The 26,967-nt window shown below is 71.6% G+C and carries 24 protein-coding genes and 1 riboswitch; of the genes, 7 read left to right on the top strand and 17 right to left on the bottom strand.

The genetic code is table 11. The features are described from left to right. Nucleotides 1-125: 125 nt before the first annotated feature. On the top strand, nucleotides 126-1,826 hold the full coding sequence (locus C1A38_RS03210) for a DEAD/DEAH box helicase (RefSeq protein ID WP_102656320.1): 1,701 nt from the start codon (nucleotides 126-128) through the stop codon (nucleotides 1,824-1,826). 197 nt (nucleotides 1,827-2,023) lie between these two features. Here C1A38_RS03210 and lon read toward each other — a convergent pair whose 3' ends face one another. Beyond that, nucleotides 2,024-4,354 carry an endopeptidase La gene (gene lon, locus C1A38_RS03205; protein ID WP_102656319.1) on the bottom strand — a complete coding sequence of 777 codons (2,331 nt, stop codon included), beginning with the start codon at nucleotides 4,352-4,354 and terminating at the stop codon, nucleotides 2,024-2,026. A 267-nt stretch (nucleotides 4,355-4,621) separates the two neighbouring features. Here lon and C1A38_RS03200 point away from each other — a divergent pair, with 267 nt between their 5' ends. After that, nucleotides 4,622-4,966: a histone-like nucleoid-structuring protein Lsr2 gene (locus C1A38_RS03200; RefSeq protein ID WP_102656318.1), complete on the top strand. Its 345-nt coding sequence runs from the start codon at nucleotides 4,622-4,624 to the stop codon at nucleotides 4,964-4,966. Nucleotides 4,967-5,073: 107 nt separating this feature from the next. Here C1A38_RS03200 and C1A38_RS03195 read toward each other — a convergent pair whose 3' ends face one another. Then, the gene (locus C1A38_RS03195) at nucleotides 5,074-6,342 is read right to left on the bottom strand and encodes a hypothetical protein (RefSeq protein WP_102656317.1); all 1,269 of its coding nucleotides are present in this window, start codon (nucleotides 6,340-6,342) and stop codon (nucleotides 5,074-5,076) included. A 273-nt stretch (nucleotides 6,343-6,615) separates the two neighbouring features. Next, the gene (locus C1A38_RS03190) at nucleotides 6,616-7,530 is read right to left on the bottom strand and encodes a hypothetical protein (RefSeq protein WP_233196585.1); all 915 of its coding nucleotides are present in this window, start codon (nucleotides 7,528-7,530) and stop codon (nucleotides 6,616-6,618) included. A 181-nt stretch (nucleotides 7,531-7,711) separates the two neighbouring features. On the opposite strand from C1A38_RS03190, the gene C1A38_RS03185 reads away from it, so the two are divergent. Together C1A38_RS03185 and C1A38_RS03180 are read left to right on the top strand one after the other, a co-directional pair. After that, the gene (locus C1A38_RS03185; protein ID WP_373306982.1) at nucleotides 7,712-8,263 is read left to right on the top strand and encodes a hypothetical protein; all 552 of its coding nucleotides are present in this window, start codon (nucleotides 7,712-7,714) and stop codon (nucleotides 8,261-8,263) included. 112 nt (nucleotides 8,264-8,375) lie between these two features. Further along, entirely contained in the window at nucleotides 8,376-8,756 is a 381-nt protein-coding gene (locus tag C1A38_RS03180; RefSeq protein WP_102656315.1) for an FKBP-type peptidyl-prolyl cis-trans isomerase, read from the top strand. 57 nt (nucleotides 8,757-8,813) lie between these two features. Here the strand turns inward: C1A38_RS03180 and C1A38_RS03175 are convergent, their stop codons facing one another. The 5 genes from C1A38_RS03175 to pdhA form a co-directional block, all read right to left on the bottom strand. Beyond that, the gene (locus tag C1A38_RS03175) at nucleotides 8,814-9,167 is read right to left on the bottom strand and encodes an STAS domain-containing protein (protein WP_102656314.1); all 354 of its coding nucleotides are present in this window, start codon (nucleotides 9,165-9,167) and stop codon (nucleotides 8,814-8,816) included. 187 nt (nucleotides 9,168-9,354) lie between these two features. Further along, nucleotides 9,355-10,617, bottom strand: coding sequence for a L,D-transpeptidase (locus tag C1A38_RS03170; RefSeq protein WP_102656313.1), 1,263 nt, complete (start codon nucleotides 10,615-10,617; stop codon nucleotides 9,355-9,357). Between the two features lie 281 nt (nucleotides 10,618-10,898). Further along, nucleotides 10,899-12,332 (bottom strand): dihydrolipoamide acetyltransferase family protein, encoded by a 1,434-nt coding sequence (locus C1A38_RS03165; protein WP_102656312.1) that lies wholly within the window; start codon nucleotides 12,330-12,332, stop codon nucleotides 10,899-10,901. Continuing rightward, nucleotides 12,329-13,345, bottom strand: coding sequence for an alpha-ketoacid dehydrogenase subunit beta (locus C1A38_RS03160; protein WP_102656311.1), 1,017 nt, complete (start codon nucleotides 13,343-13,345; stop codon nucleotides 12,329-12,331). The genes C1A38_RS03165 and C1A38_RS03160 overlap by 4 nt, the downstream gene beginning before the upstream one ends. After that, complete coding sequence (gene pdhA / locus C1A38_RS03155) at nucleotides 13,345-14,511, bottom strand: pyruvate dehydrogenase (acetyl-transferring) E1 component subunit alpha (RefSeq protein WP_102656310.1); 1,167 nt, start codon at nucleotides 14,509-14,511, stop codon at nucleotides 13,345-13,347. Before pdhA ends, C1A38_RS03160 begins: the two co-directional genes overlap by 1 nt. Nucleotides 14,512-14,614: 103 nt before the next feature. Between pdhA and C1A38_RS03150 the strand changes: the two genes are divergently transcribed. Beyond that, the gene (locus C1A38_RS03150) at nucleotides 14,615-15,118 is read left to right on the top strand and encodes an Lrp/AsnC family transcriptional regulator (RefSeq protein WP_102656309.1); all 504 of its coding nucleotides are present in this window, start codon (nucleotides 14,615-14,617) and stop codon (nucleotides 15,116-15,118) included. Between the two features lie 6 nt (nucleotides 15,119-15,124). Here C1A38_RS03150 and C1A38_RS03145 read toward each other — a convergent pair whose 3' ends face one another. After that, nucleotides 15,125-16,096 (bottom strand): DNA polymerase domain-containing protein, encoded by a 972-nt coding sequence (locus C1A38_RS03145; protein WP_102656395.1) that lies wholly within the window; start codon nucleotides 16,094-16,096, stop codon nucleotides 15,125-15,127. Between the two features lie 166 nt (nucleotides 16,097-16,262). Here C1A38_RS03145 and C1A38_RS03140 point away from each other — a divergent pair, with 166 nt between their 5' ends. Both C1A38_RS03140 and C1A38_RS03135 read left to right on the top strand, forming a co-directional pair. Beyond that, nucleotides 16,263-17,759: a S8 family peptidase gene (locus C1A38_RS03140; RefSeq protein ID WP_102656308.1), complete on the top strand. Its 1,497-nt coding sequence runs from the start codon at nucleotides 16,263-16,265 to the stop codon at nucleotides 17,757-17,759. A gap of 72 nt (nucleotides 17,760-17,831) precedes the next feature. Next, nucleotides 17,832-17,921: riboswitch (ZMP/ZTP riboswitch) on the top strand. Nucleotides 17,922-17,939: 18 nt separating this feature from the next. Beyond that, on the top strand, nucleotides 17,940-19,376 hold the full coding sequence (locus tag C1A38_RS03135) for a glycine hydroxymethyltransferase (protein ID WP_102656307.1): 1,437 nt from the start codon (nucleotides 17,940-17,942) through the stop codon (nucleotides 19,374-19,376). 143 nt (nucleotides 19,377-19,519) lie between these two features. Here C1A38_RS03135 and C1A38_RS03130 read toward each other — a convergent pair whose 3' ends face one another. From C1A38_RS03130 to C1A38_RS03095, 8 genes are all read right to left on the bottom strand, one after another. After that, entirely contained in the window at nucleotides 19,520-19,780 is a 261-nt protein-coding gene (locus tag C1A38_RS03130; protein ID WP_013734497.1) for a hypothetical protein, read from the bottom strand. Nucleotides 19,781-19,869: 89 nt separating this feature from the next. After that, nucleotides 19,870-22,146 (bottom strand): HelD family protein, encoded by a 2,277-nt coding sequence (locus tag C1A38_RS03125; protein ID WP_102656306.1) that lies wholly within the window; start codon nucleotides 22,144-22,146, stop codon nucleotides 19,870-19,872. A gap of 157 nt (nucleotides 22,147-22,303) precedes the next feature. Next, nucleotides 22,304-22,615, bottom strand: coding sequence for an antibiotic biosynthesis monooxygenase family protein (locus C1A38_RS03120; protein WP_013734499.1), 312 nt, complete (start codon nucleotides 22,613-22,615; stop codon nucleotides 22,304-22,306). Further along, nucleotides 22,612-23,865, bottom strand: a complete 1,254-nt coding sequence (locus tag C1A38_RS03115) for a beta-ketoacyl synthase N-terminal-like domain-containing protein (protein ID WP_102656305.1) — start codon at nucleotides 23,863-23,865, stop codon at nucleotides 22,612-22,614. The genes C1A38_RS03120 and C1A38_RS03115 overlap by 4 nt, the downstream gene beginning before the upstream one ends. Beyond that, nucleotides 23,862-25,136 (bottom strand): beta-ketoacyl-[acyl-carrier-protein] synthase family protein, encoded by a 1,275-nt coding sequence (locus C1A38_RS03110; protein ID WP_102656304.1) that lies wholly within the window; start codon nucleotides 25,134-25,136, stop codon nucleotides 23,862-23,864. The genes C1A38_RS03115 and C1A38_RS03110 overlap by 4 nt, the downstream gene beginning before the upstream one ends. After that, the gene (locus C1A38_RS03105; protein ID WP_102656394.1) at nucleotides 25,133-25,531 is read right to left on the bottom strand and encodes a cupin domain-containing protein; all 399 of its coding nucleotides are present in this window, start codon (nucleotides 25,529-25,531) and stop codon (nucleotides 25,133-25,135) included. Before C1A38_RS03105 ends, C1A38_RS03110 begins: the two co-directional genes overlap by 4 nt. Next, entirely contained in the window at nucleotides 25,524-26,258 is a 735-nt protein-coding gene (locus C1A38_RS03100; RefSeq protein WP_102656303.1) for an SRPBCC family protein, read from the bottom strand. The genes C1A38_RS03105 and C1A38_RS03100 overlap by 8 nt, the downstream gene beginning before the upstream one ends. Continuing rightward, nucleotides 26,255-26,590, bottom strand: coding sequence for a TcmI family type II polyketide cyclase (locus C1A38_RS03095; RefSeq protein WP_102656302.1), 336 nt, complete (start codon nucleotides 26,588-26,590; stop codon nucleotides 26,255-26,257). Before C1A38_RS03095 ends, C1A38_RS03100 begins: the two co-directional genes overlap by 4 nt. Nucleotides 26,591-26,967 lie beyond the last annotated feature (377 nt).

The following is a 26,967-nucleotide window of genomic DNA, read 5'->3' as shown; positions in this document are numbered from 1 at the left end:
GATGAGTCCGAGCAATCCTCCCATTTTCCCTGAATGGGTGCGCACCGTCCTTATCGCCGCCGGTCGTTGGCGGTGTTGCGGTGGTCGCCGCAATGCGGCCGGGGGCGTAATGAAAAACTTGACCCATGAGTTCCACGCCCGTACTGCCGGACCCGTCCACCGAGCCGCCCGCCTTCGCGGACCTTGGCCTGCGTTCCGAACTGCTCGCCGCGCTCTCCGCGCTCGGCTACGAGGAGCCCACGCCGATCCAGCGGGAGGCCATCGGTCCGCTGCTGGCCGGTCGGGACCTGCTCGGGCAGGCCGCCACGGGCACCGGCAAGACGGCCGCGTTCGCCCTTCCGCTGCTGCAACGCATGCCCGACGAGCGACCCACCGGCGACCCGGTCGCCCTGGTGCTGGTGCCGACGCGGGAGCTGGCCGTGCAGGTCTCCGAGGCCTTCCACCGCTACGGCAAGGATCTCGGTGCCCGGGTGCTGCCGATCTACGGCGGACAGCCGATCGGCCGGCAGTTGCGCGCCCTGGACAACGGGGTCGACGTGGTGGTCGCCACGCCGGGCCGGGCACTCGACCACATCGCCCGGGGCACGCTGCGGCTGGGCAACCTCGCCACGGTGGTGCTCGACGAGGCCGACGAGATGCTCGACATGGGCTTCGCCGAGGACATCGAGGCGATCCTGGAGCACACCCCCGAGCAGCGACAGACCGTGCTGTTCTCGGCGACCATGCCGTCGCGCATCGACGGGATGGCCCGCGCCCATCTGACCGATCCGGTCCGCATCCTCATCGCCCGGGAGCAGCCGGTGGCCGGCGAGGCCCCCCGGGTACGCCAGAGCGCGTACCTGGTGGCGCGGGCGCACAAGCCGGCGGCGCTGGGCCGGGTGCTGGACGTCGAGTCGCCGACCGCGGCGATCGTGTTCTGCCGCAGCCGGGAAGAGGTCGACCGGCTCACCGAGACGATGAACGGGCGCGGCTACCGGGCCGAGGCGCTGCACGGCGGGATGAGCCAGGAACAGCGCGACCGGGTGATGGGCCGGCTGCGCGGCGGCACCGCCGACCTGCTGGTCGCCACCGACGTGGCGGCCCGTGGGCTGGACGTCGAGCAGCTCAGCCACGTGGTCAACTACGACGTGCCGTCGGCCCCGGAGTCGTACGTGCACCGCATCGGCCGGGTCGGCCGGGCCGGGCGGGAAGGGGTGGCGATCACCCTCGCCGAGCCGCGCGAACACCGGATGCTCAAGACCATCGAACGGGTCACCGGGCAGCGGATCACCATCGACAAGATCCCGACGGTGGCCGACCTGCGTACCCGCCGGCTGGAGCTGACCCAGGCGGCGCTGCGGGAGAGCTTGCTGGAGGACGACCTCGATCCGTTCCGGGTCATCGTCGAGACGCTCAGCGACGAGTTCGACCTGATGGAGGTGGCGCTGGCTGCGGTGAAGCTGGCCCACGAGGCGACCCTGCCCGGCGCCGAGGAGGCCGCCGAGGAGATCCCCCAGGTGGCGGTCCGCGCCCCGCGGGAGTCCCGGCCCGGTGCCGACGCCCGCGGCGGCGACCGCCGCCCGGCCCGGCCCCGCAGCAACGGCACCACCCAGGTCTTCATCGGTCTGGGTCGCCGTGCCGGGGTGCGCCCGCAGGACCTGGTCGGTGCGATCACCGGGGAGACCGGCATCCGGGGCCGCGACATCGGCTCGATCGAGATCGCCGACCGGTTCTCCCTGGTCGAGGTGCCGATCGCCGTCGCCGACGAGGTGATCGCCGGGCTGCGTGGCAGCACCATCAAGGGCCGCAAGGCCACCGTCCGCCGCGACCGCGACGACCGCCCCTGAGGCGTACGGGGTGTGTGCAAGGAAGGGCACCTTGTTAACGCCTCGCGTATAGAAGGGAACCCTTCTCACCCCACGCGCAACGACATACGGGCACCTGTGCCGCCTTGCGTGGCGGCACAGGTGCCCGTGGCTTGCCCGTTGTTAACAGGGGCACCCTGCTATGCAGAATGCGTTAACAAGGTGCCCTTCCTTACACCTCAGGCGGGGGTGAGGTTGGGGGTGATGAGGGTGTCGGCGTCGGCCGGGCGCAGGGCCAGGGCGAGGACGTCGGCGACGTCGGCCAGGGTGTGCACGGTCAGCGCCTCGCGGACCTCGGTGGGCAGGTCGTCGAGGTCCGGCTCGTTGCGGGCCGGGATGATCACCTCGGTCAGGCCGGCCCGGTGCGCGGCGAGCAGCTTCTGCTTCACCCCGCCGATGGGCAGCACCCGACCGGAGAGCGTCACCTCACCGGTCATCCCGAACTCGGGGCGTACCGGGCGTCCGCTGGCCAGCGAGGCCAGGGCGGTGACCATGGTGATGCCCGCACTGGGGCCGTCCTTGGGCACCGCGCCGGCCGGCACGTGCAGGTGGATCCGCCGCCCGGCCAGGGCGTTGGGGTCCAGACCCAGCCGGCGACCGTTGGCCCGTAGGTAGGACAGGGCGATGTGCGCCGACTCCTTCATCACGTCACCGAGCTGACCGGTAAGGGTCAGTCCGGGCTCACCCTCCATGCTGGTCGCCTCGATGAACAGCACGTCTCCCCCGGCACCGGTGACCGCCAGGCCGGTGGCCACCCCCGGCACCGCCGTACGCTCCGCCGACTCCGGCGTGTGCTTCGGCCGGCCGAGGTAGCGGACCAGGTTGTCGGCGTCGACGCGGACCCGCGCCGGGTCGTCGGTGAGCGCCACCGCGACCTTGCGCATGATCTTCGCAAGCGCCCGTTCCAGCTGCCGTACGCCGGCCTCCCGGGTGTACTCCCCCGCGATGCGGCTAAGCGCCGAGGGGTCCACGTCGACCTCGTCGGCGGTCAGCCCGGCCCGCTCCCGCTGCCGGGGCAGCAGGTGATCCCGGGCGATGGCCACCTTCTCGTCCTCGGTGTAGCCGTCCAGGGTGACCAGTTCCATCCGGTCCAGCAGCGGGCCGGGAATGGCCTCCACCACGTTGGCGGTGGCCAGGAACAGCACGTCGGACAGGTCGAGGTCGACCTCCAGGTAGTGGTCCCGGAAGGTGTGGTTCTGCGCCGGGTCGAGCACCTCCAGCAGGGCGGCGGCCGGGTCGCCCGCGTACCCCGCGGAGAGCTTGTCGACCTCGTCGAGCAGCACCACCGGGTTCATCGAGCCCGCCTCGCGCAGCGCCCGGACGATCCGGCCCGGCAGCGCGCCGACGTAGGTGCGTCGGTGACCGCGGATCTCCGCCTCGTCGCGGATGCCGCCGAGGGAGACCCGGACGAAGCGGCGGCCGAGTGCCCGGGCGACGGATTCGCCGAGGCTGGTCTTGCCGACGCCGGGCGGACCGGCCAGGGCCAGCACCGCGCCGGAGCCGCGACCGCCGATCACGCCGAGGTCACGCTCGGCCCGCCGGTTGCGCACCGCCAGATATTCCAGAATGCGATCCTTCACATCGGACAGACCGGCGTGGTCGGCGTCGAGCACGGCCCGCGCCGCGGTCAGGTCGGTGTTGTCCTCGGTACGCGTGCTCCACGGCATTTCCAGCACCGTGTCCAGCCAGGTACGGATCCAGCCCGCCTCCGGGGAGGCGTCGCTGGCCCGTTCCAGCTTGCCGACCTCGCGCAGCGCCGCCTCGCGTACCTTTTCGGGCAGGTCGGCGGTCTCGACGCGGGCCCGGTAGTCGGCCGAGCCGTCCGGGGCGTCCTCGCCGAGTTCCTTGCGGATCGCGGCGAGCTGCTGGCGCAGCAGGAACTCCCGCTGCGTCTTCTCCAGCTCTTCGCGTACCTCGGAGTTGATCTGCTCGGTGACCTCCTGCTCGGCCAGGTGGTCCTTCACCCAGCCGACGAGCAGTTCCAGCCGCGCGGTGACGTCCGGTGCGGCAAGCAGTTCGGTCTTCTGCGCCAGGCTGAGCCAGGGCGCGTAGCCGGCCGAGTCGGCCAGCTCGCCGAGGTCGGTCATCCGCTCCACCGCGTCGATGACCTGCCACGCGCCGCGTTGCTGGAGCACGGAGGTGACCAGGGCGCGGTACTCGCGGGCCAGTTCCCGGGCTCTGCCGGCCGGGGCGGGTTCGTCGATCTCGGACGCCTCGACCCAGAGCGCCGCGCCGGGACCGGGCACCCCGGAGCCGATGCGGGCACGGGCGATGCCGCGGATCACGGCGGCCGGTTCGCCGCTGGGCAGCCGGCCGACCTTCTCGATGGTGGCGATCGCGCCGACGGAGCCGTACTCGCCGTCCAGGCGGGGCACGGCGAGCAGCTTGTGGTCGCCGGTGGCACGGGCCGCGTCGACCGCGGCCTGGGTGGTCGGGTCGAGGGTCACCGGGATGACCATGCCGGGCAGCAGTACGGCGTCGGTCAGTGGAAGTACCGGAAGAGTTGCCATCGAACACCTGCTATCCCATTGAGTTGAGCGTGTCAGGCTCAAGTCGCGAGGAGCGCTCATTGTTCCGTGATGTGATCCAGGACACTTGAAGCGGCCGGATGCGACCGCTGCCGGGCGCTGACACCACTACTGGAAGCAAGGTCGCCAAATCGGGATTTCGATGAACCGCAAAACGCGACGCGCAACAAGGGGTGCTTTTGTTGCGCAATTGGCTGGGCATACGTCAAACTTTGACCACACCCCGCCACACACAGGGAGTAATCAACGATGGCGAGAAAAGTAATCACGGTACTGACTGACGACCTCGACGGCGGAAAAGCCGACCGGACGGTCGAGTTCAGCCTGGATGGCGTGGCGTACACCATCGATGTCTCCGACGAGAACGCGGGCGTCCTCCGCAAGGCGCTGGACCCGTTTATCAATGCCGGCCGCAGACTCGGGCGTGGCACCGACACCACCCGCAGCGTTCGCCGCGTCACCGGCCCGGCGACTCCGGGAATGAACCGTGAGCAGAACCGCGCCATCCGCGAATGGGCGATCAGCAACGGTTACAAGATTTCCGAGCGGGGTCGCATCCCGGTCGAGGTCGTCGAGGCGTACAAGAACCGCTGAACAGCGATCGCCCGCGGCAACTCACCGCGTGCGCTCTTTCACGACCAGGGCCGCCCGGAGGAAGTCCTCCCGGGCGGCCCTGGTCGTTGTCGAGTCAGTTCACCGGATCAGTTGACCTGAATCCGTACCGCGTCGAAGGCGGGAGTCTGGTTCGCCCGCTCCGACATCGGGATACGGTGCGAGCCGTCACCGGCCCAGACCGCGCACTGCGCGGTACCCGACTCCGGCAGGCCCGGAATCTGGATGACCACGCTGTCCGGCTGGCTACCGCCGCCGCCGTCCTCGGTGGCGACGAAGAAGGCAGGCACCGGTTCCGGCGCGGGCGCCTCGTCGGTGTTGTTCAACATCCGGCACGCGGTGTGGAAGTGACCGCGGGTCAGTCCTTCACCGTTGAGCAGCGAACTCTCCAGGTAGTAGCCGCCCTGCCCGGCCGGCAGGAAGCGGTCCCGGACCAGGTTGCGGGTGCTCACCCGGATGGCGAAGCCCTGGTTGCGGTCGATCTGCTGCGGGAACTCGGTGATCAGCAGCGACGGGTTGTTGGCCGCGGCACCGACCTCACCGAAGGCGGTGCTGATGCAACGGTTGCCGTTCTGGAAGCCGTCGTGCGGCTGCAACTGGCTGTTGTTGCAGTTGTTCGCCAGCACGTCGAGGCCGTTGTTCGGGTTGCCCCCGTTGTTCCCACCATTGTTCCCGCCGTTGTTGCCACCGCCGTTGTTGGGGTTGCCGTTGTCGGGGTTGCCGCCGTTGTTGTTGTTGACCGGCCGCGCCTGGCACTTGGCGAGGTCGGCCAGACCGCGCGGCCGGGGGCCGAACCGGTCGATGGCGATGGTGATCCGGTCGAGCGTGGCGCGTCGCTTGCTGGCCAGCGGAGCCAGGATGGCGTTGTTGATGAAGCCCTGACCCTTGTTGCCCTCGGCGGCGAGCCGCTTGTCGGCGTCGGTGATCTGGGTCTGCAGCAGGGCCAGGTTACGGTCCACCTCGGCGCGCGCCCGGTCCGGCACCTGCGGCAGCCGGCTGACCACGTCGGGGCAGGCCACGGCGAGCGAGCCGGTGGTCGCGCCACCGCCGCTGCGGGTCTCCTGGCATTCTTCGATGGTCTGCTGTCCGTCACCCCAGTGGTTGGTCACCCAACGGCCGTTCTGGAAGGTGCGGGTGGTGGTGGCGCCACGAGCGGCCGGCGCGGTGGCGCCAGGGCTCGGCGCGACGCATTCGGCCGCGACCGGACGGGTCTGCTTGTGCGGCCGTCGGTCACCGGCCGATGAGATCTGGGTCACGGCGACCACACCGCCGAATACGGCGAGCGTGGCGCCGATGGCCAGCAGTCGCTTCGTCCGCGTGTTACCGGATGGTCGGCGCGACCGGGGGGACCTGCGCATCGAATTGCTCTCCTTCTCGATCCGGTACCTGATTCGTGACTCGACGGACCGAACGGAATCGTGGTGGCACGCCCGGCGGACATCCGAACGCACCGATGGCACGTCGACTAACGACGATGCCCTTTCCGCACCGTCTCCCGCGCCTGTCGGTGCGGGTCGGGGATCCTGTCCATTCCCGGTGAGGTACGGACCCGCCACGACGGGGGTTCAAAGTCGGCGGAGTTTTTTTCGGCGCAGGTACGCCGGATCAGTCGATGCGTCGACCGGCAGGCGTCATGCCTGGCAGAGATGGTCGTAGGCGAAGCCGTCGGCGAGTTCGTCGCGGCGTTCACGTAGTCGCCGAATGTCACCGAGCAGTTCCGCACGATCGACCAATATCGGAATGTCGGCGTCCGGCTTGCGCAGCCGGTCGCCGACCGCGAGCGCGGCCAGATCCTCGGCGAGTCGAGCGGGGTCGACGCCGCAGGAGAGGCGGTGCGCGTGCAGCGACACCCGTTCCACGAGGCACTGCCCGGGGCGTACCTCGACCCAGGCCCAGCCCTCGGCCGGGCCGGCCGTCCAGCGGACGTGCAGTCCCCGCAGGATCGGGTCGGCCAACCGCCGGGCCACGTACGCCTCGACCGCGTCCGCCCGAGCGAGCGCGCCCAGATCGTTCACCGGCCCGGTGCGGCCGTCGGGCAGCCGGCCGACGATGTCTCGGAAGCCGACGGCGGCCACGTCGGTCCCAGCGGCGCCCTCGGCGTACCGGCGGGCGTCGAGCAGGTACGTGACGATCCCCGGCCCGTGTTCGGCCGCGTTCAGGGTGGACGACACGATCCGCAGCACGGGCAGCCCGACGGCGGCGGTGACCGCTGCGGTGGCCCGTTCGACGCGACGGGCGGCCGGGTCGGACGACGGCGGCCGGAACGCGACGGCGAACTCGACGTCGTCGCTGTCCACAGCGGACACCACGAGGTCGAGACGTTCCCGGCCGGCGATGTTCCACTGGTGTGCGGTCAGGCCCGCCGGACGACGCCGGACCAGGTCACCGAGGCGTAGCCCGGCATGCACCCGCTGGCCGGCCCGCGCCAGCACGTCACCACGTGTGCCCTCGGCCGGGATCGTCGCCGTCGAGGAGTCGTCGCCACTGGTCATCGTCGCATCCACCCCATCCTGCCGCCGACCGCCCGAGTCTAGGATGGCGATCATGCCCACCCCCTGCCCCGGGTGGGCCGTCCCCCCGCCAGGTCCCGTCGGGGCGGGTACAAGGTCCCGCCCGGTCATGGCCCGGTCGGCCCTGCACACCACCTACCCGGCCGGCGTCCAATGGAGATGTCACCGGGACAGCGGTGCGAAGCAGAGAAGGGACGTGGACACGATGACCGCGATGATGGAGCGGAACACCGCCACCGCCAAGACTCCCGGGGCCCCGACCGTCCAGGAGCGCACCGCCCGCAAGCGCGCCACCCGCTACCTCCTCGGCGGGCTCCGCCTGGCCCTGGGCTGGATCTTCCTCTGGGCCTTCCTGGACAAGCTCTTCGGTCTGGGATTCGCCACCGAGGCGAAGAGCGCCTGGATCAACGGTGGCAGCCCCACCAAGGGCTTCCTGACCTTCGGCGCCACCGGCCCGTTCCAGGGGTTCTACAACAGCATCGCCGGCGCCGCCTGGGCGGACTGGCTGTTCATGATCGGCCTGGCGGCCATCGGCACGGCGCTGATGCTCGGCATCGGGGTACGCGTCGCCGCCGCAGCCGGTGGCCTGCTGCTGGTGCTGATGTGGACCGCCGCCCTGCTGCCCGCCAACAACCCGTTCATGGACGACCACCTGATCTACGCCGGTGTGCTGGCCCTGCTCGCGGTGACCAACGCCGGTGACACCTGGGGTCTGGGTCGCACCTGGGCCCGGCTGCCGATCGTCCAGCGGTTCGGTTGGCTCCGCTGACCTGACTCAACTCCCCCCGCGCGGCGGGCGTCACCACCAGGTGACGCCCGCCGCTTGCCGTAGCATCCGGCAGGATTGTGCTGACTGAAACCGACGTCACAGGAGAATTCGCATGAACCAGGCAGCGAGCAAGCCCGAGATCGGTCCGATCGAGGGAGCCCCGCCGGCCGACCTCGTGATCGAGGACATCACCGTCGGCGACGGCCCGGAGGCCCAGCCTGGCCAGGTGGCACGGGTCCACTACGTGGGGGTGGCGCACTCCACCGGCGCGGAGTTCGACGCGTCCTGGAACCGCGGCGAGGCGTTCGAGTTCCCGCTCGGCGGCGGACGGGTCATCTCCGGCTGGGACCAGGGCGTGGTGGGGATGCGGGTCGGCGGTCGCCGCAAGCTGACCATCCCGCCGCACCTGGGCTACGGCAGCCGGGGTGCCGGTGGTGTCATCAAGCCCAACGAGACCCTGGTGTTCGTGGTCGACCTGCTCGGCGTGCGCTGAGGGCAGCGTCGGCGGCGTCGGATGCCTCCCCGGTGTCCGACGCCGCCGCTCTGTTGGTCAGCAGACGGCCGCGAGCATCCGGTCAGGGGTCGCCTCGGCGATCGGGATGACCCGGCGCAGACCGGTGGCGCGCAGCACCTTGTCGACCACCGGCGGCGGATCCACAAGCACCAACTGGCCACCCTGGGCCCGCACCCAGAGCCGCGCGGCGATCAACGCGCGCACCCCGGCCGCGGAGAGCAGCCGGACCTCGGAGAGGTCCACTCGCAGCTGCGACCGTGCCGGTGCCGCCCAGAGCGCGGCCCGGAACGCCCCGACAGTGGCGATGTCGATCACACCCACCACGCGCACGCACACCACGTCGTCCGACACCGTGGTCTCGACGTGGAATCGTTCCTCGCGCTCTCGCATGAGTCGAACCTATCCAGCGGGACCGACACTTTCACCCTGCGCAGAGATGGTTCCGGGTAGATCCAGGGCATGACCCGCAGACCCACCGGGTCCACCCTAGGGAGGATCCCCCGCGCCGGTGTCGTACGCCGACGCGGGCGGCATCCGGGCCGGCCCGTGACGAGCCGGCCCGGAGCGTACGGACGCCTCAGCCGCCGCTGGCGGACGGTGCCGGCTCCGGTGAGCCACCGGCCACCGCGCCGGGATCCGGCGCCTGGGTCGGGGTGGGTTGCAGCCCGGCCGGCACCGGCAGCGCGCTGCCCTTGGCGAACTGCTCCCAGCTGACGTTCCAGGCGGTCCAGCCGTTGCCCTCGTCGAGTGGGACCTCGGTGCCCTTGACGGTGACCAGGTCGCCGACCTGGGTGACGCCCATCAACCAGTCGGCGTTGGCCGCCGACAGGTTCGTGCACCCGTGCGACACGTTGGTGTAGCCCTGGTCCCCCTCCGACCACGGGGCGCCGTGGATGAACTCACCGCGCCAGGTGAGCCGCTGCGCGTCCTCCACGTCGACCACGTACGGATCGGCCGAACCCCGGGTGTCGAAGGTGGTGAAGTCGTGCTTCTCCATGATCACCATCTTGCCGCTGGAGGTCGGCGTGCTCGGTTTGCCGAGACTGACCGGCAGCTTGCGCAGCAGCTTGCCGTCCTGGAACACCGACATCCGCTTGGTCGCGTTGTCGATCTCCAACTGGACCTGCCGGCCGATCTTCGAGGTGGCCCGCTTGTCCGTGTCGCCGACGTACTCCTTGCCGATGGGCAGGCCCTCCAGTCCCGACCGGACGCTGATCGTCGTCCCCGGTCGCCAGAAGTCGGGCGCCCGGTAATAGACCTGGCTGCCGTCGGACACCCAGGACCAGGTGCCCGGCTGCGGCGGATCCGTCTTCACGAACAATCGACGCTGCACATCCGCCCGCGCCTCTTTCGGAATGGGCGGGTCGAAGGCGACGGTTACCGGCATCGCCGTGCCGTACGTCCGATTGCCGGCGAAATACAGCACGCTACTGATGGCCGGTTTCGACGATTTCGGCTGAGTGGTGAACGTGGTCTTACGGGTGACCGTGTCCCCCGAGTCACCGGTGACGGTCACCTCCGCGGTGTACGTCCGCTTCGGTGCCAGTGGCTTGCTCGGCACCCATCCGGTGCCGTCCTCGCGTGGCTCCGCCTCGACGGCGGCGCCCTTGTCGTCGGTGATGCGGACGGCGGTCACCCGGCCGTGCTTGACGTCGGTGCCGATCTCGCCGCTGATCGGCACGTCACGGGTGCCCTCGGCCGGAGTGACGGTCACCTCCGGCTTGGCCCGCGCCTCGGCCTGCTGCTGGCCGGGCCTGCGGTCGCTGGTGCATGCCCCCAACGCCAACGGTGCCGCCGCGACGGTCACCGCGAACAGCGTCAGTCGCCGCCTGAACCTCATGATGATCGTCCCCCCGTTTATCTCCGTCCTCTGCCACATTCTCTCTGCCGGACACCGACTGTTTTGCAATTTCGGAAAGAGCGAAGAAAAGCGCGGCCCCGACACTTCCGCGAATTCCGCACCGCCTCGGCCCCTCAGATACCCGGTAGCGCAGCGAAGGGCGGTGCCGCCGCGAATGTCCCGGCCCGTGCCGAGCGGGCGCCCTCCGGTCGGCGGACAGCCGAACGCGCCCGGCGTCCCCTTGTAGGGGGGATGCCGGGCGCGTGGTGGTGGTGCCGGACTCAGACGGCGGCGATGAGCGCCTCCGGCCGCTCGACACAATCGGCGACATGCCGCAGGAACCCGCCGGCCACCCCGCCGTCGCAGACCCGATGGTCGAAGGTGAGGCTGAGCTGGGTGACCTTGCGGACCGCGAGTTGACCGTCGACCACCCACGGCTTGTCGACGATGCGACCCACCCCGAGCAGCGCCGCTTCCGGGTGGTTGATGATCGGCGTGGAGCCGTCGACACCGAACACGCCGTAGTTGTTGAGCGTGAAGGTGCCCCCGGTCAGCCGCGCCGGTGGCAGCTCGCCGGCACGGGCGGCCTGCGTGGTGGCGGCCAACTCGGCGGCCAGTTCCATGGTGGTCAGCCGGTCGGCGTCGCGCAGCACCGGAACCAGCAGACCCCGATCGGTCTGGGCGGCGATGCCCAGATGCACCCCGGCGGACTGCACGATCCGCTGTCCCTCGGTGTCGACCCGCGCGTTGAGCTGCGGGTAGCGCCGCAGGCCGGACAGGCAGATGCGGGCCAGCAGGGCCAGGATGCTCACCGGCCGGTCGGGGTACGCGGCGTTGATCGCGGCCCGGGTCGCCAGCAGGGCGGTGGCGTCGGCGTCCACCCAGATGGTCACCTCGGGGATCTCCCGGCGACTGCGGGAGAGCTTGTCGGCGATCACCTTGCGGATACCGGTCAACGGAATGACCTGATCCCCCGCCCCGGTCGGGGCCAGCCCGACGTGCGCCGCCGACTGCACGGCGGACGAGTCAACGGCGACGGACGAGTCAACGGCGACGGGCGAGTCAACGGCGATGGAGGTCGCGGCGTCGGCCGCCGCCTCCACGTCCGCTCGCCGGATCACGCCGCCGGGCCCGCTGCCGCGTACCGTGGCCAGGTCCACCCCGCGCTCGCGGGCCAGCCGACGCACGATCGGCGAGATGACCAGGGCCGTGGCCGACTGTGACGGTACGGACGTGACCACCGGTGCCGGGACGGCGGCCGCTGGCGCCGGGGCGGCCGGAGCTGGGGCCGTCGGAGCCGGAGCTGGGGCCGTCGGAGCCGGGGCGGCCGGCGAGGCGGTGGCGTGGGCGACGGGGCGGGCCCGCCGACGGCGGCGTGCCCCGCCGTGTCCGGTGCCGTACCCGATGAGGACGTTGCCGGAACCGGCCCGCTCCTCCTCCCGGTAGACGGCGTGCCCGACCGGTTCGGACCCGCCGTCCGCCGCCACGGTGATCAGCGGCTGGCCGACCGGGCGCACCTCACCCTCCGCGCCGTGCAGGGCCACGACCCGGCCGGCGTACGGGCAGGGCACGTCCACGACGGCCTTGGCGGTCTCCACCTCGACCACGGTCTGGTCCACGGTGACGACGTCGCCGACCGCGACCCGCCACTGCACGATCTCCGCTTCGGCGAGCCCCTCGCCGAGGTCGGGTAGGAGGAAGACCTGCTCGCTCATGCCGGCACCCCGTCGGTCAGCCACCGGGAGTCCGGCTGGTCGTCCCACTGCAGCCGGGCCACCGCGTCGAGCACCCGGTCGACCGAGGGCAGGTGGGTGTGCTCCAGCATCGGCGCGGGGTACGGGATGTCCAACCCGGACACCCGCAGCACCGGGGCGTGCAGGGCGTGGAAGCAGCGCTCCTGCACCCGGGCGGCGATCTCCGCGCCCACCCCGGCGAAGCCCTGCGCCTCCTGCACCACCACGCAGCGACCGGTACGGCGTACCGAGGCGGCGATCGTGGCGTCGTCGAACGGCACGATGGTGCGTACGTCGACGACCTCCAGGTCCCAGCCCTCCTCCTTGGCGGCCTCGGCGGCCTCCAGGGCGACCGGCACCGCCGGGCCGTAGGCGACAAGGGTGGCGTCGCGGCCGGGCCGGCGTACGACCGCCCGACCGAAGGGCTCGGTACGCGCCGGAAGGTCCGCCTCGCCGCTGGCGAAGTAGAGCTTCTTCGGCTCCATGAAGACCACCGGGTCCGGGTCGTCGATCGCCTCGCGCATCAGCGAGTACGCGTCGGCGACGGTCGCCGGGGTGATCACCTTCAGGCCCGGGGTGTGGGCGTAGTACGCCTCGGAGGAGTCACAGTGGTGCTCCACCCCACCGATGCCCCCGGCGTACGGCACCCGGATGACCATCGGCACGCTGAGCGCGCCACGGGTGCGGTTGCGCAGCTTCGCCACGTGCGAGGCGATCTGCTCGAAGGCCGGGTACGCGAACGCGTCGAACTGCATCTCGACCACCGGACGCAGCCCGGACATGGCCAGCCCGACGGCGAACCCGACGATGCCGGCCTCGGCCAGCGGGGTGTCGAAGCAGCGCTTGTCGCCGAAGCGGGCCTGCAGGCCGTCGGTGATCCGGAAGACCCCGCCCAACTGGCCGACGTCCTCGCCGAAGACGACTACCCGCTCGTCGTCGAGCATCGCGTCGGCGAGGGCGGCGTTGAGGGCCTTCGCCATCGTCATGGTGGCCATCAGGCGTCCTCCTCCTGCGTCGCGGCCAGCTCGGCGCGTACCTGTTCCCGCTGCTCCACCAGTTGCGGGGTGGGCTCGGCGTAGACGTGCTCGAAGAGGCTGAGCGGGTCGACGGTGGGCTGGACGTTCATCCGCTCGCGCAGCCGCGCCGCGTACGCCTCGGCCTCCTCGGCGATCTCGGCGACGGCGGCGTCGTCGAGCACCTCGCGGGCCCGCAGGTAGCTCTCCAGCCGGGTGATCGGGTCACGCTCGCGCCAGGCCTCGACCTCCTCGGCGTCGCGGTAGCGGGTCTGGTCGTCGGCGTTGGTGTGCGGCTCCATCCGGTAGGTGTGCGCCTCCACCAGGTACGGCCCCTTGCCGGCCCGGGCGTGCGCGACGGCCCGGTTCAGCACCGCCAGTACCGCGACCGGGTCGTTGCCGTCGACCTGCTCGCTCGGCACCCCGTAGCCGACGCCCTTGTAGGCCAGGGTCGGCGCGGCGGTCTGCCGGGACAGCGGGACGCTGATCGCGTACCTGTTGTTCTGCACGAAGTAGACGACCGGTGCCTTGAACACGGCGGCGAAGTTAACGCCCTCGTGGAAGTCGCCCTCGCTGGTGGCGCCGTCACCGATGTAGACCAGCGCGACGGTGTCCCGCCCCTGGTACGACTCGCCGTAGGCCAGGCCGGCGGCGTGCACGCACTGGGTGGCCAGCGGGGTGCACTGCGGGGCGGTGCGCACCTCGGTGGGGTCGTACCCGCAGTGCCAGTCGCCGCGCAGCAGGGTGAGCACCTCGACCGGGTCGATGCCGCGGGCGGTCAGCGCCATCGACTCGCGGTAGGTGGGGAACACCCAGTCGTCCTCGCGCAGCGCCAGGACGCCGCCGACCTGGCAGGCCTCCTGGCCCCGGGAGGACGGGTAGACGGCCAGCCGGCCCTGCTTGGTCAGCGCGGTGGCCTGCGCGTCGAAGCGTCGGCCGACCACCATCCGCCGGTACATCTCGCGCAGCGCCTCGACGGGCGGCTCGGGATAGTCGGGGTGGGCAGGCAGCGGGGTGCCGTCGGAGTTCAGCAACCGGACCGGCTCGGCCTGCGGCATCAGGCCGGCGGACGGGTCCGGTGCGGCCGGGGTGGCCGGCCGGCGCTTTCGCGGGGACGCCCTGCGCGCCGCCTGGGGGGTCGTGGTCACGGCGAACCTCCTGGACGTGTGGTGGCCCTATGCTCCTTTGGTTGGATGATTGACTCAAGATGCCCGGTGAACGCGGGATGATTGGCACCTAGGGGAGGCTGCGATGGGCCAGGAGACCGTCAACGGCCCGGCCGTGACGAGCGCCACGGGACGTTCGGCACAACTGGACGAGGTGGACCGGCGGTTGCTCGACGAGTTGACCCGCGACGGGCGGATGTCCATCCGTACCCTCGCCGAGCGGGTGCACGTGTCCCGGACCAACGCGTACGCCCGGGTCGAGCGGCTGGTCCGGGACGGGGTGATCACCGGGTTCACCGCTCGGGTCGCCCCGGAACCGGCCGGCCTGGGCACCTCGGCGTACATCGCGTTGACCATCCGGCAGAACACCTGGCGGGAGGTCTCGGCGGAGCTGGCGCAGGTGCGCTACGTCGAACACGTGGCGCTGCTCAGCGGCGAGCACGACGTGCTGGCCCTGGTCCGCGCGCCGGACAACGCCACCCTGCGGGACGTGGTGCTGGACCGGGTCCAGCGCATCTCCGGGGTGCTGTCCACCCGCAGCTGGCTGGTCTTCGAGGAGTACGCCGGGGTCAACAGCCCCTGGTCGTAGCGGGGCTCAGCGTTCCGGTGGCGCGGCGAGGCCCTCCCGGTCGGCCAACTCCAGCAGCCGGTCCAGGCTGAACCGTGCACCGTCCAACCCGGCGTGCGGGTCGCCGCGTTCGGCGAACCGGCCGGGCATGCTCACCACGTCGAAGTCCTCCGGCCGGACATCGTCCAGCTCGGCCCAGTCCAGCGGCGCGGAGACCAACGCCTGCGGGGTCGGGCGGATCGAGTAGGCCGAGGCCATCGTGTGGTCGCGGGCCATCTGGTTGTAGTCGATGAAGACCGGCCGGTCCCGCTGCTCGCGCCACCAGGTGGTGGTGACCAGGTCGGGGCGGCGACGTTGCAGCTCGCACCCCAACGCCAGCACCGCGCGCCGGCAGTCACCGAAGCTCCACCGGGGTTCGATCGGGACGTAGACGTGCAGGCCCCGGCCGCCGGTGGTCTTCGGGTAGCCGGTCAGACCCAACTCGTCGAGGAAGCGCCGCACCTCGTGCGCCACCGGCACCACCTGGTCGAACCCGACGCCGGGCATCGGGTCCAGGTCGATGCGCAGCTGATCGGGCCGCTCCACGTCGGCGCGGGTCACCGGCCAGGGGTGGAAGCGCAGGGTGCCCAGGTTGACCGCCCAGATCACCACCGCCAACTCCCCCGGTGCGACCTCGTCGGCGGTGCGACCGCTGGGAAAGGTGATGTGGGCGGTGCCCACCCAGTCGGGCGCGCCGGACGGCACCCGCTTCTGATAGAAGGCGTCGCCCCGGTTGTCCTGCCGGGTGGCGATTGTCGCCCCCTCGAACACCCCCCGTGGCCACCGTTCCAGCATGGTCGGGCGATCCCGCAGCGCACGCAGGATGCCGTCACCCACGGCGAGGAAGTAGCGCACCACATCCAGCTTGGTCAGCCCACGCTCCGGGAAGTACGGCTTGTCCGGGCTGGAGACGCGAACCGTCCGCCGCCCCACCTGGATCTCCTCGGCCGTACCTGCCATGGACATCACCATAGGCGCGCCGATGGCCGGGTGGGGTGCGACGTCCTGGGGTGTAACGCCACATATCGAACGGACGCTTCTGATGTGAGAGCGGGCAACCCGTCCGCCACCGCCGGGCCGCCCGCACGAGGGTGCCGCACGGCGGGTCGCACCCTGGGGAGTCTGTGTGAAGAAGCTCGGCCGCAAGGCACTCGCCGTGGCGGTCGCCGTGGCACTCGGCGCCGGCGTCACAAGCGTTGTCACCGCCCCGGCCACCGCCTCGGTGAACGGCGGAGAGGCCCACGGCGGCGAGGCCACCTTCCTGGTGCTCACACCGCAGGGTGCCACGGTCGACCGGGCGCTGGCGCGGGTGGCCGCCGCCGACGGCCGGGTGGTCGCCGACTACCGGCAGATCGGTGTGCTGGTCGTCCGCTCCGCCAACCGTGACTTCGTCGCCGACACCGCAGGTGCGGGCGTCGAGTCCGTGGCGTCGACCGCCGGCCTGGGCACCGTGCTCGACGAGGGTCACACCGTCGAGCTGACCCCGGCGCAGGTGGCGGCCGCCGGCGGCGACCCGAGCACCGAGCCGCTGTTCGAGCAACAGTGGAACATGCCGATGATCGACCTGCCGCGGGCCCACACGGTCACCGCCGGCAGCGCCGACGTGGTGGTCGGCGTACTGGACAGCGGCATCTCCAGCAGCCACCCCGACCTGGCCGGCCAGATCGCCCGGGACAAGAGCGCCTCCTGCCTCGGTGGGGTCGCGGACACCACCGAAGCGGCCTGGAACCCCACCACCTCCGACCACGGCACCCACGTGGCCGGCACCATCGCGGCCGCCCGCAACGGCGTCGGCGTCACCGGCGTGGCACCGGGCGTCAAGGTGGCCGCGGTGAAGGTCGTCGACAACGAGGGCTACATCTATCCGGAAGCTGCGGTCTGCGGGTTCATGTGGGCGGCCGAGCAGGGGATGCAGCTGACCAACAACAGCTACTACATCGACCCGTGGCAGCTGAACTGCCGCAACGACGCACGCCAGCGGCCGGTGTGGCAGGCCGTGCAGCGGGCCATCCGCTACTCGCAGAGCAGGGGTGTGCTCACCGTCGCCTCCACCGGCAACTCCCACCACGACCTGGCGCACCGGTTCGTCGACTCGGGCAGCCCGAACAACGGCACCCCGGAGGTACGCGAGGTCAACGGCGCCTGCCTGGTGCTGCCCGCCCAGGCGCCGGGCGTGGTGACCGTCGCCGCGGTCGGGCCGACCGGGCAGAAGAGCTACTACTCGTCGTACGGTCAGGGGGTCGTCGACGTGACCGCGCCCGGCGGCGACAGCCGGATCCGCACCCAGGGCCTGGCCCCGACGACCGCCGACGCCATCCTGTCGACCACGTTCAACACCGTGACCCGCACCGACGGCTGGGGTTGGAAGCAGGGCACCTCGATGTCCGGTCCGCACGTCACCGGCGTCGCGGCGCTGGCCCTGTCGGCTCGCCCGGGCACGACCCCCGGGCAGCTGGCGGCGCTGCTGGAGCGCACCGCCGTGCCCCAGCCCTGCCCCGCCGGCGGGTACGACCCGGTTCCACTGCTGCCGAGCGCGACCGACTACACGGCCACCTGCCAGGGCGGCACGCGCAACGGCTTCCACGGCGCCGGCATCGTCAACGCCTACCGCGCGGTGAAGTGATCTTCGGCGGGGTCCGGCGTCGGAGGGGGACGCCGGACCCCGCCGACGGCCGACGTCGCACCCGGTAGGATCGGCGAGGGCCGTGACTGGCGCGTGGGGATGGAGCACCATCGGGAAGCGGTCCCGTCACAACGACGCACGCCGAGCGCCTGGGCCTTCCGCACATCCTCTGGAGGTCGCATGTCGCCCAACGCCGAGTCCACCGCCTTCCGCAGCGCACTGGAGGTCATCCGCTCCGTCGAGCCGCGCGTCGCCGACGCGATCGGCGCGGAACTGGCCGACCAGCGCGAATCGCTCAAACTGATCGCCAGCGAGAACTACGCCTCACCGGCCACCCTGCTGGCGATGGGCAACTGGTTCAGCGACAAGTACGCCGAAGGCACCGTCGGCCGCCGCTTCTACGCCGGCTGCCAGAACGTCGACACCGTCGAGGCGCTCGCCGCCGAGCACGCCCGGGAGCTGTTCGGCGCGACCCACGCGTACGTGCAGCCGCACTCGGGCATCGACGCCAACCTGGTGGCGTTCTGGGCGATCCTGGCCGACCGGGTGGAGGCGCCGGCGCTCAAGCGGGCGCAGGCCCGGCACGTCAACGACCTGACCGAGGCCGACTGGTTCGCGCTGCGCCGGGAGCTGGGTGACCAGCGGATGCTCGGCATGTCGCTGGACGCCGGTGGGCACCTCACCCACGGCTTCCGGCCGAACATCTCGGGCAAGATGTTCGACCAGCGCAGCTACGGCACCGACCCGGCGACCGGCCTGGTCGACTACGACAAGGTCGCCGAGGCCGCCCGCGAGTTCCGGCCGCTGGTGCTGGTCGCCGGCTACTCGGCGTACCCCCGGAAGGTGAACTTCCGGATCATGCGGGAGATCGCCGACTCGGTCGGCGCGACCTTCATGGTCGACATGGCCCACTTCGCCGGCCTGGTGGCGGGCAAGGTCTTCACCGGCGACTTCAACCCGGTGCCGCACGCGCACATCGTCACCACCACCACCCACAAGTCGCTGCGTGGCCCGCGCGGCGGCATGGTGCTCTGCGGCCCGGAGCTGGCCGAGCAGGTGGACCGGGGGTGCCCGATGGTGCTCGGCGGCCCGCTGCCGCACGTGATGGCCGCCAAGGCGGTCGCGCTGGCCGAGGCCCGCCGTCCCGACTTCGCCGACTACGCCCAGCGCATCGTCGACAACGCCCAGGCGCTGGCCGAGGGCCTGCTGCGCCGCGGCGCCAAGCTGGTCACCGGCGGCACCGACAACCACCTGGTGCTCATCGACGTCAGCGGCTACGGGCTGACCGGCCGGCAGGCCGAGCAGGCGCTGCTGGACTCGGGCATCGTCACCAACCGCAACGCCGTGCCGCAGGACGTGAACGGCGCCTGGTACACCTCCGGCATCCGGATCGGCACGCCCGCGCTGACCACCCGTGGGCTGGGCGCGGCGGAGATGGACACCACGGCCGAGCTGATCCACACCGTGCTGAGCCAGACCACCGCCGGTACGAACCCGGACGGCACCGCCTCCAAGGCCAAGTACGTGCTCGACCCGGCCCTGGCCGACAAGGTCAGCCGCCAGGCCAGCGAACTGCTCGCCGGTTTCCCGCTCTACCCGAGCGTCGACCTGGGCTGACCGACGCGGCTTTTCGGCCGGCCCGACGCTGTGCGGCGTCGGGCCGGCCGTCTCTGCGCTGCCGTTCCGCTGCGGATGCACTGCCTGCCCGGCGACGGGGCGCGACCCCACTCGCCCGTGGCACCGCCGGGTCAGGCACGTCTTCAGTTCAGCGGGCGCTTGAGGTGGTAGCGGTGGACCTCGGTGCTGCCCTGCACGTTGTTCACGTCCTCGGCGGCGGTGACGAGTTCCCAACCCTCCCGGCCGACCCGGTTGAGATGCGCGACGGCGGTGTCACCGTAGGCGGTGACGTCCTTGCGTGACCCGTCAGGGCCGTACCAGACGAACGTGACGTGAAAGTTCCGGCCCTGCCCCTGGTAGCGGCGGACCAACAAGGCGTACTCCCAGGCAACCATGCGATCCATTATGACTGTCCACCCAGGACCGGACCACGGGGGCCGTCACAGGTTGCGAACGGGTGAACGCGCTACGTCAGCTCAACGGGGTCATCGTGTCACAGGACAACAGGCAGTGCGTCGTGGTGCAGGACGACAAGGGTCGCGACGGCTCGGGTCAGTACGACGTAGAGCCGGTTCATGCCACGCGGTTCGGCGGCCACGATCTCGGCCGGCTCCACGACGATGACGTGGTCGTACTCCAGGCCCTTGACCAGGCTGGCCGGGACCACCGCGACGCCGGGGGCGTCGATCAGCGGGGTGATCGTCTCGGTCCGGTCGTCGGCGGCGATGACGGCGACTGTCGCGTCGTGCGGCGCCTGCCGGAGTTCGTCACGCAGCGCCGCGTGCAGGTCGTCGACCCGACGTACGGCGAGGGTGCCACCGGGCCGGTACGACCGGGTCGGCGCGATCCCGGGGGTGAGGGCGCGAGCCGCGTACTCCGCGATCAGCGCCGGCACCCGGTAGCCGGTGTGCAGTTGCAGGGTGCGGATCTCCCGCTTGCCGATCCGGGCCAGCAACTGCGGCCACGACTGCGCCGCCAGTGGATGGGTCGCCTGCCCGAGGTCACCGACCACTGTCATCGAGGCGTACTCGACCCGCCGGGCGATCATGCGGCACTCCATCGGGGAGAGGTCCTGCGCCTCGTCGAGGATCACGTGCAGGTACGGCTCGTCGTCGGCGGAGTCCTCCTCGGCCTCCTCGACCGGCAGCGGTTCGGCCAGCACCGGCACGTACCCCTCCTCGCCGTGCGGGTCGAAGCCGTCGGCCCAGCCGACGACCTGGTGCCCCTCCCGCAGGATGACGGCCTCCGCCCAGCGCTGCGCGGCCACGACCGCGTCGTTGTCGATGCCCGGTCCGGCGAGCGCGAAGGGGGTCGACAGGTGGGGGGCGTACAACTCCCAGCCGTTGCGCAGCCCGCAGCTGAGCACGAAGGTCGCCACGCTCCGGGTGCCGGTGGTCAGCTCCCGCAGCCGCCACTCGGGCTCGGGCGCCTGCGGTGCGGCGGGCGGGCGGCCGAGCAGTTCGGCCAGTTCGTCCAGCAGCGGCACGTCGTCGACGGACCAGTCGGGCCGGTTCCGGTACGTCGCGGCCACTGCCTCGGCGTCCTCGGGGTCCAGACCGACCACCCGGGCCGGGTCGGCGAGCCAACGCAGAACCTCGGTCGGGGTCAGCGGCGGCCACCAGGCGCGGCGGAACCGACGGAACTCGTCACGGTCGCGGACCTCCTCGGCGAAGAGCTTCCGGTCCAGGTGCCTGCCGTCGACCTCCTGCCACAGGGCCTCCAGCAGAACGGCGGTGGCGGTCGGTGCCGCGGCGTTGGGTGTGGTGCCGTCCGCCGCGCAGCGGGTGCGGATGCGACGGCGGGCCGCAGCCAGGTGCCGCGCGTCGAGCGTCAGCGGCTGGCCCGCGTACACCAGTCGTAGCCGTTGCGGCGCGGTCGGCGGTGACTGCCAGATCAGCTCGGCCAGCACGTCGCGCATCCGGTCGTCGCCCTTGATCCGGGCGACGGCGGCGCGGTCGCGGCGGGTGGCGGTCACCCCCTCGACCAGCTCGCCGAGGGCCCGCAGGTGCACGCTCTCCTCGCCGAGGGAGGGCAGGACCCGGCTGATGTAGCGGGTGAACACGGTCGACGGGCCGACCACCAGGATGCGGCCGTCGGTGAGCCGGCCCCGGTTGGTGTAGAGCAGGTACGCCGCCCGGTGCAGCGCGACCTGCGTCTTGCCGGTCCCGGGCCCGCCGGTGATCAGGGTGACGCCCCGGGCCGGGGCCCGGATCGCCTCGTCCTGCTCCCGTTGGATGGTGCTGACGATGTCGCGCATGTGCGCGCCACGCGAGCGCCGCAGCGCGGCCAGCAACGCCCCTTCGCCGAGCACCCGCAGCTCACCGGCCTTCTCGGGGGTGAGCACGTCGTCGTCGAGGTCGATCACCTTGGGCCCTTGGCAGAGGATGACCCGGCGGCGGATCACCCCGAGCGGGTCGCCCGGCGTCGCCCGGTAGAACGCTGCGGCGGCCGGGGCCCGCCAGTCGACAAGCAGGGGTTCGTGGTCGTCGCGTACGCCGAGGCGACCGATGTGGAAGGTCTCGCCGTCGTCGAAGTCGAGCCGGCCGAAGACGATGCCCTCCGCCTCGGCGTCGAGCGACCGCAGCCGTACGGCCGCCCGGTGCACCATCGCGTCCCGCTCCACCAGTCCGGTGGCCGGGCCGCCGCCCGCCCGCCGATGCCCCTCGCCGGCGAGCTCGTCGGCCCGTTCCCGCGCGCCCTCCAGTAGCTCGTAGACCCGGTCCACGACGCCCTGTTCGGCAGCGATCTCCTGTCCCCTGACGTCAGCCATGCCCGCCCCCGCAACGCACGATGATTACCGGGTGAGCCTACGAGCCGGCCTGGGGACAAAAATCATCAATCCGGACGATCTGAAGGCGCATGGCGACCCGTACACTGAAGATGGCACGGACAAGCAGTCACTTCCTGGCCGCCTCGCACTTGTCTGCTCAGACCGGGACCGGGGTCTGCGCGTGCACGTGAAAGCGCAGCGACCGGGCGTCGGTGAAACACTCCCGCATCGGCCGGACCAGATCCCGATGCTCCGGGCTGCGTTCCCACGCCTCGAAGTCGGCCAGGCTGGCCCACTCGCTGGTGATCAACCACTGCTCCGGATCGGTGGCCGAGCGGCACACCTGGTCGACCAGGTGCCCCGGCACCCCGTCGGCGACCAGGTGCCGGACGGCCTCATAGGCCCGCAGGAAGTCGTCGGTGCGCTCGGTGGGCACCCGGACGAGGAAGACGACACGTCCTCGCGTCATGGTTTGTCCTTCCCGGCCGGTGCCGTCCCCCGCAGCACCAGCGCACTGTTGAAACCGTCGAAGCCGCGCGCACAGACCAGACCCACCCGGGTACGCGGGCGGCGGGGCTCGCGCACAAAGTCCAGCTCGCAGCCCTCGGCGACCAGCTGCGGGCCGGCCGAGGGGGGCAGCGTGTCGTGGGCGAAGGCGAGCAGGACGGTCGCCACGTCCAGTGCCGAGCCGCCCTGGTGCGCCCGCCCGGTGAGCGCCTTGTGGGTGCTGACCGGTGGGGCCGTACCGGCGAAGACCGCCCGCAGCGCGCTGGCCTCGGCCCGGTCGTAGCGGGCCACCCCGAGCGCGTCGGGCACCACCAGATCCACCTCGTGCGGCTCGACCCCGGCGCGGCCCAGGGCCAGTCGCATCGCCCGGGCGTACTGGTGGGGGTCGCCGGCGCTCTCGGCGGTGGCGTGTGCCGCGTCGTGGGTGGCGCCCCAGCCGGTCACCTCGCCGTAGCCGCGTACCCCCCGGGCCCGCGCGTGCTCGTACTCCTCGACGACGAAGACGGCACCGCCCTCGGCGGGTAGGTAGCCGTTGGCGGAGACGTCGAACGGCAGGTAGGCCCGCTGCGGGTCGTCCACCGCGCTGAGCAGGCCGGAGCGCAGCTGGCAGGCCAGCGCGTACGGGCTCAGCGGGCATTCGGTGGCCCCGGCCAGCACCACGGACGCGCCCCGCCGGATGGTACGTACGGCGTGGGCCAGGCTGTCCAGGCCACCTGCCGACTCGGCCACCAGCACCCCGCACGGCCCCTTCGCCTGGTGCGCGATGGACAGTTGCCCGACACTCGCCGCGTAGAACCAGGCGATCGACTGGTACGCCCCGACGGTGCGGCTCGGCGACGACCAGAGCCGCTGAAGTTCCCGCTGCCCGAACAGGTTCCCGCCGGACGAACTGGCCAGGGTGACCGCCCAGCCGTACGGGTCGGCGGGGCGCTCGGGCAGGCCGGCGTCGCGCAGGGCCAGCCGGGTGGCCGCGAACCCGAGGTGGGTCCAGCGGTCGGTCTGCACCAGGACCCGGTTGTCGGTGTACCGGGCCGGGTCGAAGTCGGGCACCTCGCCGCCGAGTCGGGTCGGATAGTCGGCGGCGTCGAACAGGGTGATCGGGCCGGTACGCCGCTGACCGGCGAGCACCGTACGCCAGTGCGCCTCGGCGCCGACGCCGCTGGGCGCGACCACGCCGATCCCGGTCACCACCGCCCGACGACGCTCGTTCATGCCGGCACCTCCCGGGCCAGGCGGCGGAACAGCATCGCCGACTGGAAGCCGCCGAAGCCGCTGCCGACCGACAGGGCCACGTCCACCGGCACCTCGCGTGCCTCGTTGGGCACGTAGTCCAGGTCGCACTCCGGATCCCGGGTCGTCCAGTTGGCGGTGGGCGGCACCACCCCGTACTCGATGGCCAGCGCGCAGGCGGCCATCTCGATGGAACCGATGGCGCCCAGCGAGTGCCCGACCATCGACTTGATGGAGCTGATCGGCACCCGGTACGCGGCCGAGCCGAGCGCCCGTTTGAACGCGGCGGTCTCGTGCCGGTCGTTCTGCCGGGTGCCGGAGCCGTGTGCGCTGATGTAGGAGATGTCCTGCGGCGCCAGTCTGGCCTGGCGCAACGCGTCGGTGATGGCCAGCGCCATCTCCACGCCGTCGGGGCGCAGGCCGGTCATGTGGTAGCCGTTGCTGCGGCTGGCGTAGCCGGCCACCTCGCAGTAGACGTGGGCGCCGCGGCGGCGGGCGTGCCCGGCCTCCTCCAGCACCAGCACCGCCGCCCCCTCGGCCAGCACGAAACCGTGCCGGTCGGCGTCGAACGGGCGCGACGCGTGCGCCGGGTCCTCGTTGTCCGGGCTGGTCGCCCCGATGGCGTCGAAGGAGGCCACGGTGACCGGGGAGATGGGCGAGTCGGCGGCGCCGGCGAGCACGATGTCCGCCTCGCCGTCGGTGATGAGCTGGTGGGCGTAGCCGATCGCGTCGATGCCGGAGGTGCAGCCGGTGGAGATCACCTGCGCCGGGCCGTGCAGGCCGTGCGCGCAGGCCACGTCGGCGGCCAGGCTGCTCGGCACCAGCGCCTGGTAGAGGTACGGGCCACCGAGCCCGGCGTCGACCAGCCAGCGCCGGCCGCTGTCGCTGACCGTGACGTACTCCTGTTCCAGGGCCATGGTGCCGCCGACGGCGGTGCCGAGCACCACGCCGGCGCTGTCGCGCTCGGCGTCGGTCAACTCCAGGCCGCTGTCGGCGATCGCCTCGGCGGCGCAGGCGAGCGCGAACTGCACGTACCGGTCGGCGCGTCGCCGCCGGTCCAGCGGGATGCCCGCGGCGTCCGGGTCGAAGTCGCACTCGGCGGCGATCTGCGAGCGGAACGGCGTCGGGTCGAAGAAGCTGATCCGGCGGGTGGCGGTACGCCCCTCGGTGATGGTCTTCCAGAACCGGTCCCGGGTCACGCCACCGGGGGCGACCACCCCGATGCCGGTCACCACGGTCCGTCGGCCGGTCACGACCCGTCCCGCTGTTCGACCAGCTCGGTGTCGACGTGGCCGAGTTCCGGGCGGGGGGCCAGGGGACCGAGGTGGAAGACCACCTCGGCGGGTACGTCGCCGGTGTTGCGCAGCCGGTGGCGGACGTTGCGGGCCACGAACAACGCCTCACCGGCGGTCAAGGCGACCGGCTCGTCGTCGAGGTCGACGGTGATCGCACCCTGGGCGACGTAGAGGAACTCCTCGCTGTACGGGTGGTAGTGCTCCGCGATCCGCTCCCCCGGTTCCATTGTCGCCACGCCCATGAATCCGGAGGTGCTGCCGACGGTGCGCGGGCCGAGCAGGACCCGCAGTTCGCCACCGCGACGGCGGTCGGCGGGCACGTCCCGCGCGGCCACCAGAGCCAGGTCACGCATCGTCGCCTCCGGTGGCCACCGCGGCGGGCCGGGCACCAGCCAGCCGTTCGATCCGTTCCTTGATGACGGCGAGCTGCACCTGGCTGTTGGTGTTGATCCGCTCGGTCATCCCGGCGTTGTCCACCGGCGCGGTCGGTTTCATCGCGAAGTCCTGCACCCAGGTCATCCGGATCCCGTCCGGTTCCTCGGTGTAGGTCCAGTGGATCCGCATGTACTCGAACGGGCCGGTTTCGACCCGACGGGCCCGTACCTGCCGGGTGGCCCGGTCGGCAGTGCGTTCGCTGACCCAGCTCCAGGCCACCCCGTTCTCGTCGGGATGCATGGTGAGCCGGAACCGCACGGTGTCGCCGTCGGTGTGGAGGATCTCGGCCCGGGCGTACTCGGTGAACAGGTCGGGCCAGCCGGCCACGTCGTTGGTGACGGACCAGACCAGTTCCAGCGGCGCGGCGATGACGATGCTGTTCTCGGTGTGCCCGGGCGGATCGGCGCGGCGGGAGATCAGGTCGGCCACGGCGGGGATGCTCAGCCGGGCGGCCTGCTCGGGGATGCGCACCCGCCACCGGTCGGCGACGACGGCCGTCAGTTCCAGCAGCGCGAGGGAGTCCATCCCCAGTTCCTCCAGGGAGGCGGCCGGCTCGCGGGCGGCGGCGTCCGGATCGAGCCCGCAGTTGGTCACCAGGATGTCGGTGATCTCCTCGGTCAGCGAGCGGCCGTCGGTGACGGTCATAGTTCCCTCCTCGGTTCGGCGTCGAAGCGGTAGAAGCAGCGGGCCATCGCGTCCCGAGGCGAGCGCCAGTCAGCCAGGTACGGCGTGATGTACGGACGCAGCCGGGCGCTGATCCGCCGGAACTCCGGGTGGTCCCGCGCCGCCTCGACCGCGCCGTCGCCGGGCGTGTCGGTTTCCAGCAGGTGTACGTACAGGTCGTGCAGCCGGTACAGCGATCGGTGCGCGACGCCGACGAGGTGTGGCAGTTCGGTCGTGTCGGATTCGGCGAAGATCTCGGCGACCGCGTCCTCGGCGGTCGGGACCACCTTCGCCACGATCAGCGTTCGGTCCATGTTGTTTCCTCCCCACGGGCCGTTGCCGACCCCACCCGATGTCCGGGTCGACTGTCGACACGATGGGGACCGGGCCGTCACCCGGGCGTCACCGACACCCTCCACCGCCACCGGTGTCGGTGACGCTGCGTTGACGCAAGCTGTGGCTCAGCTGTGCGACACCGAACCCGAACACCACTACGATTGACCAGTTCAGAGGCGCTTTCAAAGATGACGTACGAGTTACGTAGCCGACATGTGCGTTGACCCACAGTAACTGCGATTGATAGCCTTCACGACGGTCCGACCCGGCTTCGCGCGTGCGGTTGCGCGATGTTCGCAGTCGACAGTGGCGTCGCGGCGGCCACGCCGGGGCCCGGCCATGCCCGCAGACAACG

Origin of the sequence: Verrucosispora sp. ts21, from assembly GCF_002879555.1 — a bacterium.
Taxonomy (GTDB): Bacteria; Actinomycetota; Actinomycetes; order Mycobacteriales; family Micromonosporaceae; genus Micromonospora; species Micromonospora gifhornensis.
This window is presented reverse-complemented; position numbering and strand designations above follow the sequence as displayed.